The following is a 17,696-nucleotide window of genomic DNA, read 5'->3' as shown; positions in this document are numbered from 1 at the left end:
AGAATGACCGAGTGTAGTAGTCCACGGCATCGCTTAGCTACCTCCTTGGGACAAGGACTACACGGTCATGTCCTGTTTCCCCATTGATAGGAGGCAATCTCATTCACTGATTCGGGTAACTGGCCGACAGACGCGCGCATTCCGATGTAGATAAGGGCCAACCGATAGCTTTTCGTGGACCGGACGGTACATTTCCTTGCGCAAAATGTAACCAGCATTTGCTACGCACCCGTAGCACCCGGATAATGCGCGCCACTCGGCGTTACGCGCCACGTAAGGTCTGTCGCTGTTTTTGCGACTCCCGCGTCACGTTAGCCCTGCAGGGGCGGGATGTATGTCTGTGATCAACTTCAACATCGCCCAATGGCGCGCATGGGCTCCCGGGCTCGAAAGCGTGGACGACTGGCAGGCATGGAGCCGACAACCGGTCGTGCTTGCGAGCAGCGATGCCGCTCCCGACGTGTCGTTTCTGCCCGCCATGCAGCGCCGACGACTCAGCCGTTTGGCGCGAATGGCCTTCAGTGTCGGCTGGCCCTTGGCCGAGGGTCGCACTGACCTACCGTTGGTCTTTATTTCCCGCCACGGCGAAACGCCGCGCACGTTCGAAATCCTCAGGGATCTGGCGGCCGACCAACCGTTGTCACCCACTCAATTCAGCTTGTCCGTCCACAACGCCGTTATTGGTCTATGGTCGATCATGCGTGGCGAAACCAGCGAAATGACGGCGCTCGCCGCTGCCGGTGACGGGCTTGAACACGGCATGCTAGAGGCCGCGGCGATGCTGGACGAAGGCTCGCCTGCTGTCCTGCTGATTGTCGCCGAAGAACAACCGCCCGACGCCTACGAGACCTGGATCGACGATGTGCCGTTTCCCTATGCCGTGGCTTTGTTGCTGACCCCCGGTACCGACTGGCAGTTGTCCTTGAACAGCTCGACGCAAAGCTTGTCCAAAGCCCACTGGCCCCATGCCCTGAATCTGTTACGTACCCTGCTCGGCCAGCAAACCACTTGCCAACATGCCTGGAAGAATCGTGTATGGACCTGGCATCGCACCCCGTAACCGGAAAAAACCGCGACGCCTATTACTGGCGCCTGCTGGCCACTGCCGCAAGCTTCACCCTGTTCGGGTTGGGCGGCCTGTGCCTGCGGCTGGTGGTTTTCCCGCTGCTGGGTTGCCTGCCCGGGGATGCCAGAACCCACCGTCTGCGCGCACGAAAAACCGTCAGTCGTTGCTTCTGGTTTTTTGTCCGGTTCATGGCCCGTACCGGTGTCCTGACCTACGACATTCAGGGCGCGGAAAAACTCGGTCGTCCCGGGCAAATGATCCTGGCCAATCACCCCTCGCTGATTGATGTCGTGTTTCTGATTGGCCTGGTGCCTCATGCCAATTGCGTGGTGAAACAAAGCCTCTGGGACAACCCCTTTACCCGCGCCCCGCTACGCCGTACCGAATACATCAGCAACGACGGCAGCATGGACATGCTGGACGCGGCTGCCGATGCGTTGAAAGACGGTCAGACCTTGATCATTTTTCCCGAAGGCACGCGCACCCAGCCTGGCGAGGCGCCAGCCTTTCATCGGGGGGGCGCGGCGATCGCTCTGCGCGGTGCGAAAATCCTCACCCCGGTGATTATCAAGGTCAGCCCGACAACATTGACCAAGGCCGAGCCCTGGTATCGGATCCCGAAACGCCGCGTGCACTTCAGTTTTCGTGTTGGGGCCGATATAGACCCACAGTCTTTCGCAACGCTAGGCCCGCCCCCACAGGCTTCGCGCAAGCTCAACGAATATTTGCATACTTACTTTATTAAGGAGCTCGCCGAAGATGAGCGATCTACACCGTGAAATTAAAGATCTGATCATCGACGCCCTCGGCCTCGAAGACATCAGCGCCGACGACATTGACAACGAACAGACATTGTTTGGCGAAGGCCTGGGCCTGGATTCGGTGGACGCTCTCGAGCTCGGCCTGGCGATTCAGAAAAAATACGGCATCAAAATCGACGCCGACGCCAAGGACACCCGTAATCACTTCACCAACGTGGCGAGCCTTGCGGCGTTCGTCACTGCAAAACAGGCAGCTTGAGACCGGACCATGCAAACTCGTGACGACATTTTCAACACCCTGCGCGATGCCCTGGTCGAACTCTTCGAGCTGGACCCGGCACGCGTGAGCCTCGAATCGAACCTGTATCAGGATCTGGAAATCGACAGCATCGACGCCGTCGACCTGATCGATCACATCAAGCGTCAGACTGGCAAGAAAATCGCCGCCGAAGAATTCAAATCGGTGCGCACTGTCAGCGACGTGGTCGAGGCGGTGTATCGCCTGGTTCAACCGGCAGCATGAGCCGACTGATCGGCCTTGGCCTGCTGCTCGCGGGCCTGTTGTACCCCTTTGCGGTGTATTTCGGCATGGAACATTTTGCTCCGTGGCAGTTCGGCCTGCTCTTGGGCAGCCTGTGGCTGGCTCGGGCGTTGCTCGGTGCGCGGCGTCCCGGCAGCCTGTGGATGGCGACCATCGCCATCGCTTTTTGCCTGTTGCTGGCACTGTTCGACAGCCCGCAGTTGCTGCGCTGGTACCCGGTGTTGATCAGCGCATTCATGCTCGGGCTGTTTGGCCTGAGCCTAAAATTCGGCCCGCCGATGGTCGAACGCCTGGCGCGTCTGCGTGAACCGCACCTGCCGGCCAAGGCCATTATTTATACGCGTCAGGTGACGATTGCCTGGTGTGTGTTTTTCATCTTTAACGGCTTGCTCGCCGCCGCCCTGACCCTTTGGGCGCCGCTGAGCTGGTGGATGTTGTACACCGGTCTGATTTCCTACGGATTGATGGGCCTGCTGTTTGCCATTGAATGGCTGATACGACAACGGGTTCGAGGCCACTCATGAATTGGATAAAGCTTGAGCAGCTATTGCTCAAGGCTCAACCGGAGCGTGCCGTCACGGCCGAACCGGCGTTGAATCATGCTCAACTGTGCGAACAGGCCCTGCGTTTGGCAGCCGGCCTGCAAGCCCAAGGTGTGCAGCGCATTGCCGTGCACCTGGAAGACGCCGCCGACCTGGCCATTGCCCTGCTCGGCGCCTGGCGTGCCGGGGTCAGCGTGCTGCTGCCCGCCGACCTGCAACCGCAGACGCGCCAGCGCTGGTCCGGCGAAGTCGATCTGTGGCTGACCGATCTGGCCGATGACGCGCACCTGAGCGATTACCGTCACCCGCCTCTCGCGGGTGCCGCACTGGACTTGGACACCTGCCAGCTGAGCCTTTGCACTTCCGGCTCCAGTGGCGAGCCCAAACGCATCGACAAAACCCTGCGCCAACTGGCCAATGAAGTTCAGGCGCTGGAACAACTCTGGGGCGCAGACCTGGGCGAGGCGTGCATCATCGGCAGCGTCGCTACTCAACACATCTATGGCTTGCTGTTCCGGGTGCTGTGGCCGTTGTGCGCCGGGCGGACATTTGTACGCAAGCAGCTGGCGTTTCCCGAAGACTTGCAGCGCGCCAGCCGTGAACACCCGGCCTTTGCCTGGGTCGCCAGCCCGGCGCTGCTCAAACGCATGGGAGACAACCTCGACTGGCCTGCCTTGAGCGCCGTGCGACGAGTGTTTTCCTCGGGTGGTGCATTGCCCGCCGAGGCCGCGCAGCGCCTGCACCAGCGTCTGCAACAATGGCCAACGGAAATCCTCGGCAGCTCGGAAACCGGCGGCATCGCCTGGCGTCAGGGGGAGGATCTCTGGCAGCCATTTGCGGATGTCGAACTGAGCCAGGACAGTGATGGCGCGCTGCTGATCCAATCGCCCTATTTGCCTAAGGGCCACACCGAACACACCGCTGACGCCGCACGCATTACGGCCAACGGCCGTTTTGAATTGCTCGGGCGGCTGGACCGGATCGTCAAACTGGAAGAAAAACGTATCTCGCTGCCTATGCTGGAAAAGGCCCTGATGAACCACAACTGGGTCGCGGAAGCGCGCCTCGGTGTGGTCCAGGAAAACCGCGCCTCGCTGGGTGCGCTGTTGGTGTTAACCGAATCAGGCCTGCATGCCTTGCGCAATCAGGGTCGACGCGCCCTCACGCAGGAACTGCGTCAGCACCTGACCCAGCACTGCGAAACCCTCGCCCTGCCACGACGCTGGCGATTGCTGCGGCAAATGCCTCTGAACGCTCAGGGCAAACTGCCTCAGGCCGATGTCGAAGCTTTGCTGCTGGCGCCCCGCGTCAAAGCGCCGGAAGTGCTCGAACAGGTCGAATTCGACGGCGAGTGGAGCCTTCAGCTGGCGGTCCCGCCGGACCTCGCTTACTTCAGCGGCCACTTCCCGCAAACCCCGGTACTGCCCGGCGTGGTGCAGGTGGAATGGGCGATGAGCCTCGGCCAGCAATTGATGGACCTGCCGGCAAAATTCGCGGGCATGGAAGTGCTGAAATTCCAGCAACTGGTGCGCCCCGGTGACGAAATCCAGCTGCACCTGCGCTTTGACCCGGAGCGCAGCAAATTGTATTTCGCCTATCGAAATGAAACCGCCACCTGCTCAAGTGGGCGGATTTTGCTGGAGGCGGCAAGTAATGCATAACCTGTGGTGTCAGCGCTTGTTGTGGCGAGAGGTTTCAGATCGTGCATAGTCCCTGCGCCGTGATCCCGGTCTATAACCACGAAAACGCAATCACCACCGTGGTCGATGCGCTGATCGCCAATGGCCTGCCGTGCATTCTGGTGGACGATGCCAGCGATCAAGCCTGCGCCAGAGTGCTCGACCGATTGGCCCAACGCGAGATGGTCAACCTGATCCGCCTTACTGCCAATCAGGGCAAGGGCGGCGCCGTCATGACCGGCCTGCGCGAAGCCTCACGCCTGGGTTTCAGCCACGCGTTGCAAGTCGATGCCGACGGACAGCACGACCTGCAAGACGTGCCGCTCTTCATTGAGCAATCACGCGCCCACCCCGGCGCGGTGATCTGCGGTTACCCGCAATACGACGCCAGCGTGCCCAAAGGTCGTTTGTACGCCCGCTACCTGACGCACGTCATGGTGTGGATCAACACGTTGTCCTTGCAGATTCGCGACTCCATGTGCGGCTTTCGCGTCTATCCATTACCGCCGACGCTGGCGCTGATCGACTCGGCGAAGATCGGCAAACGCATGGACTTTGATTCCGACATTCTCGTGCGCCTGGCCTGGCGCAACCTGCCGATGCAATGGCTGCCGACCCGGGTTCACTACCCGCTGGACGGTGTCTCGCATTTCCGCCTGTTCCACGACAATGTGCTGATTTCCAGCATGCACACACGGCTGTTTTTCGGCATGTTGCTGCGGGCACCGATGATCCTCTGGCGACGGTGGCGGGCATGAGCAGTGACGTAGATAAAAAGCACTGGGCCGATCGCCAGGAGCGAGGCAGCTTCTGGCTGATGAAGCTCACCGCGTTCGGCGCCAAAGTGCTGGGCCGGCGGCTGTTGAGCCCGATTTTGTACGGCATCGTCCTGTACTTTTTCCTGTTCGGACGCAGCGCGCGCCACAGCGCCTGGCAGTACCAGCAACGTCTCGTCGACTGGAGCGGTCGCGCGGAACTGCGCCCCACCCATTGGCGCGTGTTCGGCCAGTTCATGGCATTCGCCGACTCCATGCTCGACAAGCTCGACGTGTGGAACGGCAAGCTGAGCATCGACCAGATCGAAATCATCGATCCGGCGCTGCTGCGCAATCAACTGCGCGGCACCCGTGGGCAGATGCTGGTGGGCGCACACCTGGGCAATCTCGAGGTCTGCCGCGCACTCGCCGAAATCGGTGAAAAAGTCACGATGAACGTGCTGGTCCACACCAAACACGCCGAGCAGTTCAACCGTTTACTCGGCGAGGCCGGTGCAACCAATCTGCGGTTGATCCAGGTCAGCGAGCTGGACCCGGTGATCATGCTGCAATTGCATGAGCGCCTTGAACGCGGCGAATGGCTGGCGATTGCCGGCGACCGCGTGCCGCTGCACGGCGGACGCAGTGTGACCGTGGATTTTCTCGGCCACCCGGCGGCGTTCCCTCAGGGGCCGTGGCTGCTCGCCGGTTTGCTGAAATGCCCGATCAATCTGCTGATGTGCCTGAAAAAACCATCGGGCCAATACCGCGTGACCCTCGAACCGTTTGCCGAGGCCGTGGTGTGGAAACGCAGCGATCGCGAACAGGTCATTCATCAGTGGGCGTCCCGCTACGCCGAGCGCCTGGGTCACTATTGCCTCGAAGCGCCCCAACAATGGTTCAACTTTTACCCTTTCTGGAAGACCGATGACGACGCCAACGCATGAGCCGGTAACCTTCGGCGAACTCCCTTTGCGCATCGAAGACGTGCTGGCCCTGGCCAACCGTCAGGTGCCGACGCAGTTGCAGGGCGATCCCGCGTACCGCGAGCGTATCGCCAAGGGCGCGCGATTCCTCGATTCCCTGTTGGACAAGGAAGGCGTGATCTATGGCGTGACCACCGGTTATGGCGACTCCTGCGTGGTCGCGGTGCCGCTTCACCACGTCGAGGCCCTGCCCCGTCATCTGTATACCTTTCACGGCTGTGGCCTGGGCAAACTGCTCGACGAACAAGCCACCCGTGCGGTGCTCGCTGCGCGTTTGCAGTCGCTGTGCCACGGCGTGTCCGGAGTGCGCGTGGAACTGCTGGAACGCCTGCAAGCGTTTCTCGAACACGACATCCTGCCGCTGATCCCGGAAGAAGGTTCGGTGGGCGCCAGCGGTGATCTGACGCCGTTGTCCTACGTTGCTGCGACCCTGTCCGGTGAACGCGAAGTGATGTTCCGAGGTGAACGCCGCCAAGCCGCCGACGTGCATCGTGAACTGGGCTGGCAGCCGTTGGTACTGCGACCGAAAGAGGCACTGGCGTTGATGAACGGCACCGCCGTGATGACCGGCCTTGCCTGCCTGGCCTTCGCCCGCGCCGATTACCTGCTGCAACTGGCCACCCGCATCACCGCACTGAACGTGGTGGCGTTGCAGGGCAACCCGGAACACTTCGACGAGCGACTGTTCGCCGCCAAACCGCACCCGGGGCAGATGCTAGTTGCCGCGTGGCTGCGCAAGGATCTGGCGATCGACGCGCCGACCGCGCCGCTTCACCGCCTGCAAGACCGTTATTCCCTGCGTTGCGCGCCCCATGTCCTCGGTGTATTGGCCGACAGCCTGAACTGGTTGCGCTCGTTCATCGAAATTGAACTCAACAGCGCCAACGACAATCCGATCATCGACGCTGAAGCCGAGCGCGTTTTGCACGGTGGGCATTTCTACGGCGGGCACATCGCGTTCGCCATGGACAGCCTGAAAAACCTGGTGGCCAACGTGGCCGACTTGCTGGATCGGCAACTCGCGTTGCTGGTGGACGAGCGTTACAACCATGGCTTGCCGAGCAATCTGTCCGGCGCCAGCGCTGACCGGGCGATGCTCAACCACGGCTTCAAGGCCGTGCAGATCGGCACCAGCGCCTGGACCGCCGAAGCACTGAAAAACACCATGCCGGCCAGCGTTTTCTCGCGCTCTACCGAGTGCCACAACCAGGACAAAGTGAGCATGGGCACCATTGCCGCCCGCGATGCGATTCGTGTGCTGGAGCTGACCGAACAGGTCGCCGCCGCGACTTTGCTCGCAGCCAATCAGGGCGTGTGGCTGCGCAGCAAGGCCGAGGATGCTCGCCCATTGCCGCCAGCCCTGGCCGCCATGCACGAGGAACTGGCCAAGGACTTCCCGCCGGTCATCGAAGATCGTGCCCTGGAAGGCGAATTGCGTCTGTGCCTGAAACGAATTGCCGAGCAACACTGGAGGCTGCATGCGTAGCAAGGGAGTGCTTCACACCGATACGGAAATCCAGGTGCCGTTCTTTGACGTCGACACCATGCACGTGGTCTGGCATGGCCATTACGTCAAGTATCTGGAAGTCGCCCGTTGCGCGCTGCTGGACAAGATCGGCCATAACTACACGGCGATGTCCGAGTCGGGTTACGCCTGGCCGGTCATCGACTTGCAACTGCGCTACGTGCGCGGCGCAGTGTTCGGGCAGAAGCTGAACGTGCGGGCAAATCTGGTGGAGTGGGAGAACCGGTTGAAGATCAATTACCTGATCAGTGACCTGGAAACCGGCGAACGCCTGACCCGCGCCAGCTCCGTGCAGGTCGCCGTCGACATGGCCAGCCGCGAAATGCAGCTGGCCTCACCGAAGGTCTTTACCGACGCTGTCGAAAGGACGCTGGCATGAACCCGATCTTCAAATATTTCGGTGCGCTGGTACTGCTCGGCTTGTCATCGCTCGCCAACGCCTTTGATCTGCAACAACTGAGTGATCAGTTGGCCAAACCCGATGTCATCCACGGTAACTTCATCCAGGAAAAACACCTGCGCGCCCTGCCCCAACCGCTGACCAGCAAGGGCACGTTCGTTCTCGCAAAAAATCATGGCCTGCTGTGGCTGCTGAAAACCCCGCTGCAACAGGATTACCGCATCACCGCCAACGGCATCGCCCGACGCGACGCCAACGGTTGGCAAATGCTGCCAGGCAAGAGCGCCGGCGCCGAGCAGAACCGCTTGTTCCTCGCCGTACTGCAAGGCGACAGCAGCGGGTTGCAGCGTGACTTCGAGCTGTCATTGAGCGGCGACGCGCAGAACTGGAAGCTGACGTTGATCCCGCGCTCGCTGCTGCTCAAGCAAGTGTTCAAGCAGATCAACATCACCGGCAGTGAATTGGTGAGCACCATCGAACTGCTGGAAACCCAAGGCGACAGCACCCTGTTGCGCATGCAGGACAGCACCAGCGCCCACCCCTTGAGCACTGCGGAGCAACATGACTTTGCCGAGTGAACGCAGGCTGCCATGGCTATTCCTGATCCTGCTGCTGGCAGTGCTCGCGCTCGCCGGTTGGCAATGGCGCGACGGCGCGCCGCTGTCGGCCAACCTGATGGAACTGGTGCCGGGCACGGCGCCGGATGCGCTGGAACTGCGCGCCGAACAACGTATGCAGGAACCGCTGAACCGCGAAATGCTGGTGTTGGTCGGCCACAAGGATCGCGAGCACGCCATCGCCATGGCGCAGAAGCTCGGCGAGCAATGGCAGGCCAGCGGTCTGTTCGAGAAGGTGCAGTGGACGTTACAAGCCGACTTGCCCGCACTGCGCACGCAACTGCTGCAAGGCCGATTGGCAATGCTGTCCGAGGCGGATCGACAGCAACTGGTCGAGCATCCCGACGTGTTCATCCAGCAACGGGTTCAGGCGCTGTTCGACCCGTTCACCGGCTTCAGTCTGGTGCCGAGCCAGGATGACTGGTTGGGCCTGACCGGGCGTATCCAGAACAGCCAGCCGCAACACGGCACCGTGCAACTGGACATTGGCAGCGGCGCGTTGATCGCCGATGCCGACGGCAAGAGCTGGGTGATGCTGCGGGCAAAAACCACCGGAAACGCCTTCGACATGAGCCTGCCGCTGCAAGTGGCCGATTTGCTGAAACACAGCCGCGAACAAGCGGCGCAGTCTGACGTGCAACTGCTGGCAGCCAGCGGATTACTCTACGCCGCGAGTGGTCAGCAACAAGCGACTCGCGAGATCACGTGGGTCGGCGGCGGCGCCACACTGGGGATTCTGGCGTTGCTGTTGCTGGCCTTCCGGCGTTGGCGGGTATTGCTCGCGTTCATTCCGGTGCTGGTGGGCATGCTGTTTGGCGCGGTGGCCTGCGTGGCGCTGTTCGGCCACATGCATGTGATGACGCTGGTGCTCGGCTCCAGCCTGATCGGTGTGGCCGTCGATTACCCGCTGCATTACCTGTCGAAAAGCTGGAGCCTGAAACCCTGGCACAGCTGGCCCGCGTTGCGCCTGACGCTGCCGGGCCTGACGCTGAGCCTGATCACCAGCTGCATCGGTTACCTGGCGCTTGCGTGGACACCGTTCCCGGCCCTGACCCAGATAGCCGTGTTCTCCGCCGCCGGTTTGCTGGGTGCCTATCTGTCCGCCGTTTGTCTGTTGCCGGCACTGCTCAAGGGCGCCGATATCCGTCCAGCACAATGGCCACTGCGCCTCTGCGAATGTTTGCTGAGCCTGCGTGACGCGCTGCTCAAACAGGCCAGCACGCCGGTATTGCTGGCCATACTGATTGCTTTCTGCGTGGGCGGTCTGCTGCAACTCGACAGCAAAAACGACATCCGCCAATGGATCGGCGCACCGCAGCAATTGACTGACGAAGCCAAGACCATTGCGCGCATCACCGGTTTTCAACCGACCAGCCAGTTCTTCCTGGTGCGCGGCACCAATCAACAGGAGTTACTGGAGCGTCAGACCGCATTGAGCGACCGACTGGATCAGTTGGTGAACCTGGACAAACTCCAGGGCTACTTGTCGCTGAATCAACTGGTCAGCCAGCCCAGCGAGCAGCAGCACGTGCGGGAAGCACTGAGCAAATTGCCTCAGTTCTGGCAGCCACTGCTCGACGTCGGTGTACCGGCAGAAGCGCTGCACGCCGAGCTGACGAAACTGCAGGCGTTGCCCACCGAAGACATCGATGCCGCACTGCTCGGGCCGCTGGCTGAACCTTATCGCCCACTGTGGCTGGGGCCGACCGGTGACGGTGGCGTGGCGGCGATGGTCAGCCTGCAAGGCCTGAACGACCCGACCCTGTTACGCGTTCAAGCGCTGGATTTGCCCGGCGTCAAACTGGTCGACCGTCTCGGTGAATTGAACAGCGTTTTCGCCGCGACACAGATCAGCGCAGCGGAGCTCAAACTCGCCTCCTGCGCGCTGATCGTGCTGGTGTTGATACTGCCATTCGGTCTCGGCGGTGCCTTGCGCATCGTCGCCCTGCCTCTGCTCGCCGCGCTGTGCAGCCTGGCCAGTCTCGGCTGGCTGGGGCAACCGTTGACGCTGTTCAGCCTGTTCGGCCTGCTGCTGGTGACGGCGATCAGTGTCGATTACGCGATCCTCATGCGCGAGCAGGTCGGCGGCGCCGCTGTGAGCCTGCTCGGTACCTTGCTGGCGGCGCTGACCACTTGGCTGTCGTTCGGTCTGCTCGCCGTATCAAGTACCCCGGCCGTGAGCAACTTTGGATTGTCAGTGAGCCTGGGGCTGGCTTTCAGTTTCATCCTGGCGCCATGGGCGGGACGACATCTGCACACGGCTGCGGTCGCGGAGTCAGCCGCATGATGATCGCCCTGTTCTGGCTGATGGCCCTCGCGCTGTTCGGCGTGGCCACCCGTGTCGGTCGTCATTTCGGCCTGATTCCCATCGTCAGCCAGTTGCTGCTGGCGACCTTCGGCCTGCCGCTGCTGATGTACCTCTGGATCGAACCCGGTTGGCAGCTCAGCGGCGCTGAACTGATCTCGCCGACATGGCTGAAAAACCTCTATAGCCTGAGCTTTGCCCTGCTGCTGGGGCACATCCTGAGTGACGTGATCGATCTGCGGCTGGATCGCCAGAGCCTGAAAATCGCCCTGCCGAGTTTTTGCGTTCCGTTCGCGGGGGGGTTGGCGACGGCGGTGTGGTTGCTGCCCGCGCAATCGTGGATCAGTTCATTGGCGGTGGGCCTGGTGTTCGCCATCACCGCGATTCCGGTGCTGTATTTGTACCTGCGCCACATCAACTACCCGCCCGACGCCACCCGGCGCCTGGTGCAGACCGCGATCCTCATCGACCTGGCGTGCTGGACGCTGTTCGGCTTCGCTCAAGGCAGCCTGCACCTGAGCAGTTTGCTCCTGCCGCTGGCTGGTGCCTGCCTGCCGGTGCTGCTGCGTGTGCTCGGTCTGCGTCAGCCGTTGCTGCACAGTGGCTGTTTTTTCGCGCTGCTGGTGGTCGCCGAGCACTTCAAGCTCAATGCGCTGATTTTCGGCATCGGTTATCTGCTGTGCATGGCCGCGCTGAAAGTACCGCTGGTGTGGCCAATGTCCGCAGTGTGGATGACCCGTCTGCAAACCTGGATCGCCATTCCGCTGATCCTCACGTTCGGCATTGTGCAGATCAACGTTCACGCCGCCATGACCAGCCTGAGCTGGCTACAACTGGCCGCATTGCTGCTGTTGCCGATTGCCAGCAAACTGCTGGGCAACTGGCTGGGTCTCGGCTGGGCCGGCGCCTCCTTTGAAGGCGCCAGTCGCTGGCGGGAAAGCTTGCTGCTGAACATTCGTGGCTTGAGCGAGATCGTTTTTCTCAACCTGCTGCTGCAACAACAACTCATCAGCCCGGCGCTGTACTTTGCGCTGATGGTGATGGGCCTGATCGCAACGCTGCTGCCGGCACTGGCCGGCATGCACAGCCCCCCTTTGAACATCGCCGCCCCGGCAAGGAGCCCCCGTGCCAACAGTTGAAATGCAACGTCGCCAGGTCGTCGTCATCGGCGCGGGGCCCTCGGGCGCCATCGCTGCCGCGCTGCTCAAGCGCAACGGTCATGATGTGCTGATGATCGAGCGCCAGCACTTCCCACGGTTCTCCATCGGCGAGAGCCTGTTATCGCATTGCCTGGATTTCGTTGAAGAGGCCGGCATGCTCGAAGCCGTGAACGATGCAGGTTTCCAGCTAAAAAACGGCGCCGCGTTCGCCTGGGGCGAGCAGTACAGCGCCTTCGATTTTGGCGACACGTTCAGCCATGGCAAACCGACCACATTCCAGGTGCAACGCGCCGATTTCGACAAGCTGCTGGCCGATCAGGCTGCGCTGCAAGGCGTAGAAGTGCGTTACGGCGAAACCATCGTCAGCGTCGATTTCGACTTGCCGAAGCCGCAGCTCGAGGTGCTGCGCGAAGACGGCAGCCAGTACCGCGTCGAAGCGGATTTCGTGCTCGACGCCAGCGGCTATGGTCGTGTGCTGCCACGTCTGCTGGACCTTGAAGCGCCGTCGAACTTCCCGGTGCGCCAGGCCGTGTTTACCCATATCGAAGACCATATCGACAGCCCGTCTTTCGAGCGGGAAAAGATCCTGATTACGACCCACCCCATCCATCGCGACATCTGGTTCTGGACCATCCCGTTCAGCAACGGTCGATGCTCGGTGGGCGTGGTCGCGGCCGCTGAACATTTCGAAGGTCGCATGGAGAATCTGGACGAGTGCCTGCGCGGTTTCATTGCCGAAACCCCGAGCCTGGCTGGCGTACTGAAAAATGCCGTGTGGGACACACCCGCACGCACCATCGGCGGCTACTCGGCCAATGTCAAAACCTTGCACGGCCCCGGCTTTGCGCTGCTCGGCAACGCCGCGGAGTTCCTCGACCCGGTGTTCTCCTCCGGTGTGACCATCGCCATGCGCTCGGCGAGCATGGCCGCGGGCGTGTTGCATCGCCAACTGCAAGGGCACAGCGTGGACTGGCAGAGCGAGTTCGCCGAACCGCTCAAGCGTGGCGTCGACACCTTCCGTTGCTACGTCGAGGGCTGGTACGCCGGGACCTTCCAGGATGTGATCTTCCACACCGGCGGCTCACCGGATATCCGCCGCATGATCAGCGCCATTCTCGCCGGTTATGCCTGGGACGAACGCAACCCGTTCGTCAGTGAACCCAAGCGTCGGCTGCGCATGTTGTCAGAACTCTGCGCCAGAGATGTCACATGAATGACAGGACCGCCTGTTTGCGGTGCAACTCCCTTGAAGGTAATGCCTGATGATCCGTTTTCTGCTCCTGGGCTGCCTGCTGTTGCTGAGCGCTTGCGCCAGCCAGGCACCGCTGCCCGAGCACATCCCGAAGCTGTCGTTGCCGCTGCAACTGCACATCCAGCGCCTTGAAGCCGCGCAACGACAGGACTGGGTATTGGTGATCCAGCACGAAGAGGCGGGGCTTCGCTGGTCGATGATGGATTTGCTGGGCATTCCACAAGCGCGGCAGAAACTGATCGATGGCAAGTGGCACGCCGATGGTCTGTTGCCGCCCAACCCGGAAGCCCGGGAGCTGTTCGCCGCGCTGCTGTTTGCCCTGACCCCCAAGGATGAACTGTCGGGTAATTACCCCACTGCGTGGCAGCACGGCAGGCAACGCTCGCTGCCAACACACTGGGACGTCTTATATTCACAACCCATGACCTTTGAATTGAACCTGCCCAAGGGGCCCCGGTATGAAGTCACGCCGCTGAGCGGGGAAGCACCATGACAGCCTACTTGAATGCCCTCGGGGTGATCTGCGCATTGGGTCGTGGCAAACACGAGGTTGCCGCCAATCTGTTTGCCGGCGATTGCTCGGGCCTGCGCGTCGAAACCGGCTGGGTGCCAGAGCGCGCCTTGCCGGTTGCGGCAGTGAGCGGCGAACTGCCGTCGATTCCGCTTGAGTTGAAAGTGCAAGACACTCGCAACAACCAATTGCTGATGGACGCCGCACTGCAAATTCGCGACGAGATTGATCAGGCGATCCAGACCTACGGCCGTGATCGGATCGGCGTGATTCTGGGCACCAGCACTTCGGGTATCGATGAGGCCAGCCGTGGGTTGGCCCATTACATCCGTGAACATCAATTCCCTGCCGAGTACGACTATCAGCAACAGGAACTCGGCGCGCCGGCCAGCTTCCTCGCCGACTGGCTGCAATTGAGCGGTCCGGCCTATGTGATTTCCACCGCCTGCACCTCCAGCGCCCGGGCGCTGATGAGTGCCCAGCGCCTGCTGGACCTGGGCCTGTGCGACGCGGTGTTGTGCGGCGGCGTCGACAGCTTGTGCAAACTGACCCTCAACGGCTTCTCGGCCCTGGAAGCGGTGTCCGGACAACGCTGCAATCCGTTTTCAGTCAACCGCAACGGCATCAACATCGGCGAAGCGGCCGTGTTGTTTCTGATGAGCAAAAATGCAGGAGATGGCCAGGCCATTGCCTTACTCGGCAGCGGCGCCAGCTCCGATGCGCACCATATTTCCGCGCCGGAACCGACCGGTCGTGGTGCACTGCAAGCCATGAGCAAAGCCCTGAACCGGGCAAACCTGCAGCCGCAGCAGATCCATTACCTGAACCTGCACGGCACCGCGACCCAGCATAACGACGCCATGGAAAGCCTCGCCGTGGCGACGCTGTTCCCGCAAGGCGTACCCTGCTCATCGACCAAGCCGATGACCGGTCACACCCTCGGCGCTGCCGGTGCGCTGGAAGCCGCGTTCTGCTGGCTGAGCCTGAGCCCGGACAACCGCGACCACGCCCTGGCGCCTCATCTCTGGGACGGCCAGCCCGACCCGCTCCTGCCCGCGCTGCATTGGGTGACCCCGGCCGATCGCCTGACGTCCATTGCACCTCGCTATTTGATGAGCAATTCCTTTGCCTTCGGTGGCAACAACGTCAGCCTGATTATCGGAGATGCACCATGATTGACTGGCCGCTCGCCGAGTTGCTGCCCCACGCTGGCGACATGATCCTCATCGAGCAGATCCTGGCGTTCGATGACGAGCAGATTCACACCCGCCTCACCGTCAGACCCGGCGGCCTGTTCAACCGTCCCGACGGCAGCCTGCCGGCCTGGGTCGGCATCGAGATAATGGCCCAGAGTGTTGCCGCCTACGCCGGTTGCCATGCGCGCCAGCGCGGTGATGCGGTGGCGCTGGGCTTTCTGCTGGGCAGCCGTAAATTCGAGTGCAACGTCGAGCACTTTCCGGCGGGTACGGAACTGACCATCCACGGCCTGCGCTCGCTGGAAGACGACAATGGCATGGGCGTGTTCGAATGCCATATCAACGCCCCGGGCATCCACGCCAGCGCGCGCCTGAACGTGTTTCGTCCGCCTCAGGCCGCTCAATATTTACATGAACCCGAAGGAGTCCAGTCATGACTGAACCTGTACTGGTCACCGGTTCCAGCCGTGGCATCGGCCGTGCCATCGCCTTGCGCCTGGCTCAGGCCGGGCACGACATCGTGCTGCATTGCCGCAGCGGCCTCGCGGACGCCATCGCGGTAAAAGGCGAAATCGAAGCCTTGGGCCGCCATGCACGCGTCCTGCAGTTCGACGTTTCCGACCGTGCCAGCTGCAAAGCCATTCTCGAAGCCGACGTCGAAGCCCACGGCGCCTATTACGGCGTGGTGCTCAACGCCGGCCTGACCCGCGACGGTGCTTTTCCGGCGCTGAGCGAGGATGATTGGGACGTGGTGATGCGCACCAACCTCGACGGTTTCTACAACGTGCTGCACCCGGTGATGATGCCGATGATCCGTCGTCGCGCCGCCGGCCGAATTGTCTGTATCACTTCGGTGTCGGGGTTGATCGGCAACCGTGGTCAGGTCAACTACAGCGCCTCCAAGGCCGGCCTCATCGGTGCAGCCAAGGCGCTGGCGATTGAATTGGGCAAGCGTAAAATCACCGTCAACTGTGTCGCGCCCGGCCTGATTGACACCGCCATGCTCGACGAAAACGTGCCCGTGGAAGAACTGATGAAAATGATCCCCGCACAACGCATGGGCACCCCGGAAGAGGTGGCCGGCGCGGTGAATTTCCTGATGTCGGCGGAAGCGTCGTACATCACCCGGCAGGTTCTGGCCGTCAATGGAGGCCTGTGCTGATGAAGCGCGTTGTCGTCACCGGCATGGCCGGCATCACTTCACTGGGCAGCGACTGGGACACCATCGCAAGGCACTTTGCGGCCAACCGCAGCGGCATTCGGCGCATGGACGAGTGGGATCGCTTTACCGAACTCAACACGCGCCTGGCCGGCCCGATCGATGACTTCAAGATCCCGAGCCACTGGACGCGCAAGCAATTGCGCAGCATGGGCCGGGTGTCGCGGCTTGCGGTGGGCGCGGCCGAGCAAGCGCTGGCCGATGCCGGACTGCTGGGTGACGAGTCGATCAAGGACGGTCGCATGGGCGTCGCGTGCGGCTCATCCACCGGCAGCACCGACGAGATCAAGGCATTCGGCAACATGCTGCTCAACTCGGTGGCCGAAGGCCTGAACGCCAACTCCTACGTGCGGATGATGCCGCACACCACGGCTGCAAATATCAGCATCTTCTTCGGCCTCACCGGCCGTTTGATCCCGACGTCGAGTGCCTGTACCAGCGGTAGCCAGGGCATCGGTTACGCCTATGAGTCGATCAAGTTCGGCCGCCTGCCGCTGATGTTGGCGGGCGGCGCCGAAGAGCTGTGCCCGACCGAAGCCATGGTCTTCGACGCGTTGTACGCCACCAGCCTGAAAAACGACGCCCCGCAATCCACCCCTCGTCCTTATGACAAGGGCCGCGACGGTCTGGTGATCGGTGAAGGCGGCGGCATGCTGGTGCTTGAAGAGCTGGAACACGCACTGGCTCGCGGCGCGCGCATCCACGCCGAACTCGTCGGCTTCGGCAGCAACGCCGACGGCCAGCACACCACACGTCCCGAGCAACTGACCATGCGCCGGGCCATGGAGCTTGCGCTGGAAGACGCCGGGCTTCAGCCGTCGGACATCGGCTACGTGAACGGCCACGGCACCGCAACAGAACAGGGCGACATTGCCGAAACACTGGCCACCAGCGCGTTGTTCGGCGAACACATGCCGATCAGTTCGCAGAAAAGCTTCCTCGGTCACACCCTGGGCGCCTGCGGTGCACTGGAATCCTGGTTCAGCATCGAAATGATGAACCGCGACCTGTACGCACACACCTTGAACCTCGACGAGGTCGATCCGCATTGCGGCAAGCTGGATTACCTGCGCGGCGAGTTCCGGCAGATGAGCAATGAATACGTGATGAACAACAATTTCGCGTTTGGTGGCGTCAACACGTCGTTGATCTTTCGTCGCTGGCGCTGACTGAACCACGTC

At 61.8% G+C, this 17,696-nt stretch carries 19 protein-coding genes; all 19 read left to right on the top strand.

What is annotated here, in order from left to right; translation table 11 throughout:
• The first annotated feature begins 334 nt into the window (after positions 1 to 334).
• The 19 genes from J2X66_RS17990 to J2X66_RS17900 are packed head-to-tail and all read left to right on the top strand — an operon-like array spanning position 335 to position 17,684.
• Entirely contained in the window at positions 335 to 1,060 is a 726-nt protein-coding gene (locus J2X66_RS17990; protein WP_310266695.1) for a beta-ketoacyl synthase chain length factor, read from the top strand.
• Positions 1,036 to 1,845, top strand: a complete 810-nt coding sequence (locus J2X66_RS17985; RefSeq protein WP_027922070.1) for a 1-acyl-sn-glycerol-3-phosphate acyltransferase — start codon at positions 1,036 to 1,038, stop codon at positions 1,843 to 1,845. The genes J2X66_RS17990 and J2X66_RS17985 overlap by 25 nt, the downstream gene beginning before the upstream one ends.
• A complete protein-coding gene (locus tag J2X66_RS17980) occupies positions 1,826 to 2,086 on the top strand; it encodes a phosphopantetheine-binding protein (RefSeq protein WP_027922071.1) in 261 nt (86 codons plus the stop codon). Before J2X66_RS17985 ends, J2X66_RS17980 begins: the two co-directional genes overlap by 20 nt.
• Before the next feature lie 9 nt (positions 2,087 to 2,095).
• Entirely contained in the window at positions 2,096 to 2,350 is a 255-nt protein-coding gene (locus J2X66_RS17975; RefSeq protein ID WP_007947135.1) for an acyl carrier protein, read from the top strand.
• Positions 2,347 to 2,892, top strand: coding sequence for a hypothetical protein (locus J2X66_RS17970; RefSeq protein ID WP_310266689.1), 546 nt, complete (start codon positions 2,347 to 2,349; stop codon positions 2,890 to 2,892). The genes J2X66_RS17975 and J2X66_RS17970 overlap by 4 nt, the downstream gene beginning before the upstream one ends.
• Positions 2,889 to 4,571 carry an AMP-binding protein gene (locus J2X66_RS17965; RefSeq protein WP_310266687.1) on the top strand — a complete coding sequence of 561 codons (1,683 nt, stop codon included), beginning with the start codon at positions 2,889 to 2,891 and terminating at the stop codon, positions 4,569 to 4,571. Before J2X66_RS17970 ends, J2X66_RS17965 begins: the two co-directional genes overlap by 4 nt.
• A 41-nt stretch (positions 4,572 to 4,612) precedes the next feature.
• The gene (locus tag J2X66_RS17960; protein ID WP_310266685.1) at positions 4,613 to 5,347 is read left to right on the top strand and encodes a glycosyltransferase family 2 protein; all 735 of its coding nucleotides are present in this window, start codon (positions 4,613 to 4,615) and stop codon (positions 5,345 to 5,347) included.
• Complete coding sequence (locus J2X66_RS17955) at positions 5,344 to 6,291, top strand: glycosyl transferase (RefSeq protein WP_310266682.1); 948 nt, start codon at positions 5,344 to 5,346, stop codon at positions 6,289 to 6,291. Before J2X66_RS17960 ends, J2X66_RS17955 begins: the two co-directional genes overlap by 4 nt.
• Positions 6,272 to 7,816 (top strand): aromatic amino acid ammonia-lyase, encoded by a 1,545-nt coding sequence (locus J2X66_RS17950; RefSeq protein WP_310266680.1) that lies wholly within the window; start codon positions 6,272 to 6,274, stop codon positions 7,814 to 7,816. Before J2X66_RS17955 ends, J2X66_RS17950 begins: the two co-directional genes overlap by 20 nt.
• Positions 7,809 to 8,234 carry a thioesterase family protein gene (locus J2X66_RS17945; RefSeq protein ID WP_027922077.1) on the top strand — a complete coding sequence of 142 codons (426 nt, stop codon included), beginning with the start codon at positions 7,809 to 7,811 and terminating at the stop codon, positions 8,232 to 8,234. The genes J2X66_RS17950 and J2X66_RS17945 overlap by 8 nt, the downstream gene beginning before the upstream one ends.
• Positions 8,231 to 8,833 carry an outer membrane lipoprotein carrier protein LolA gene (locus J2X66_RS17940; protein ID WP_310266675.1) on the top strand — a complete coding sequence of 201 codons (603 nt, stop codon included), beginning with the start codon at positions 8,231 to 8,233 and terminating at the stop codon, positions 8,831 to 8,833. The genes J2X66_RS17945 and J2X66_RS17940 overlap by 4 nt, the downstream gene beginning before the upstream one ends.
• On the top strand, positions 8,817 to 11,159 hold the full coding sequence (locus J2X66_RS17935) for an MMPL family transporter (RefSeq protein WP_310266672.1): 2,343 nt from the start codon (positions 8,817 to 8,819) through the stop codon (positions 11,157 to 11,159). The genes J2X66_RS17940 and J2X66_RS17935 overlap by 17 nt, the downstream gene beginning before the upstream one ends.
• Positions 11,156 to 12,316, top strand: coding sequence for a sodium:proton antiporter (locus J2X66_RS17930; protein ID WP_310266670.1), 1,161 nt, complete (start codon positions 11,156 to 11,158; stop codon positions 12,314 to 12,316). Before J2X66_RS17935 ends, J2X66_RS17930 begins: the two co-directional genes overlap by 4 nt.
• The gene (locus tag J2X66_RS17925) at positions 12,303 to 13,550 is read left to right on the top strand and encodes an NAD(P)/FAD-dependent oxidoreductase (RefSeq protein WP_310266668.1); all 1,248 of its coding nucleotides are present in this window, start codon (positions 12,303 to 12,305) and stop codon (positions 13,548 to 13,550) included. Before J2X66_RS17930 ends, J2X66_RS17925 begins: the two co-directional genes overlap by 14 nt.
• A gap of 49 nt (positions 13,551 to 13,599) precedes the next feature.
• Positions 13,600 to 14,082: a hypothetical protein gene (locus tag J2X66_RS17920; RefSeq protein WP_310266667.1), complete on the top strand. Its 483-nt coding sequence runs from the start codon at positions 13,600 to 13,602 to the stop codon at positions 14,080 to 14,082.
• On the top strand, positions 14,079 to 15,275 hold the full coding sequence (locus J2X66_RS17915) for a beta-ketoacyl-[acyl-carrier-protein] synthase family protein (RefSeq protein WP_059181769.1): 1,197 nt from the start codon (positions 14,079 to 14,081) through the stop codon (positions 15,273 to 15,275). The genes J2X66_RS17920 and J2X66_RS17915 overlap by 4 nt, the downstream gene beginning before the upstream one ends.
• Positions 15,272 to 15,733, top strand: a complete 462-nt coding sequence (locus J2X66_RS17910) for a hotdog family protein (protein WP_027922084.1) — start codon at positions 15,272 to 15,274, stop codon at positions 15,731 to 15,733. Before J2X66_RS17915 ends, J2X66_RS17910 begins: the two co-directional genes overlap by 4 nt.
• Positions 15,730 to 16,458, top strand: coding sequence for a 3-oxoacyl-ACP reductase FabG (gene fabG / locus J2X66_RS17905; RefSeq protein WP_027922085.1), 729 nt, complete (start codon positions 15,730 to 15,732; stop codon positions 16,456 to 16,458). The genes J2X66_RS17910 and fabG overlap by 4 nt, the downstream gene beginning before the upstream one ends.
• Positions 16,458 to 17,684 (top strand): beta-ketoacyl-ACP synthase, encoded by a 1,227-nt coding sequence (locus tag J2X66_RS17900; RefSeq protein WP_310266662.1) that lies wholly within the window; start codon positions 16,458 to 16,460, stop codon positions 17,682 to 17,684. The genes fabG and J2X66_RS17900 overlap by 1 nt, the downstream gene beginning before the upstream one ends.
• Positions 17,685 to 17,696: the final 12 nt, after the last annotated feature.

It is taken from the genome of Pseudomonas sp. 3296 (assembly GCF_031456615.1).
Classification (GTDB): Bacteria; Pseudomonadota; Gammaproteobacteria; order Pseudomonadales; family Pseudomonadaceae; genus Aquipseudomonas; species Aquipseudomonas mucoides.
Note: the sequence above shows the minus strand (reverse complement) of the source record. Positions and strands in the feature narration are given on the sequence as shown.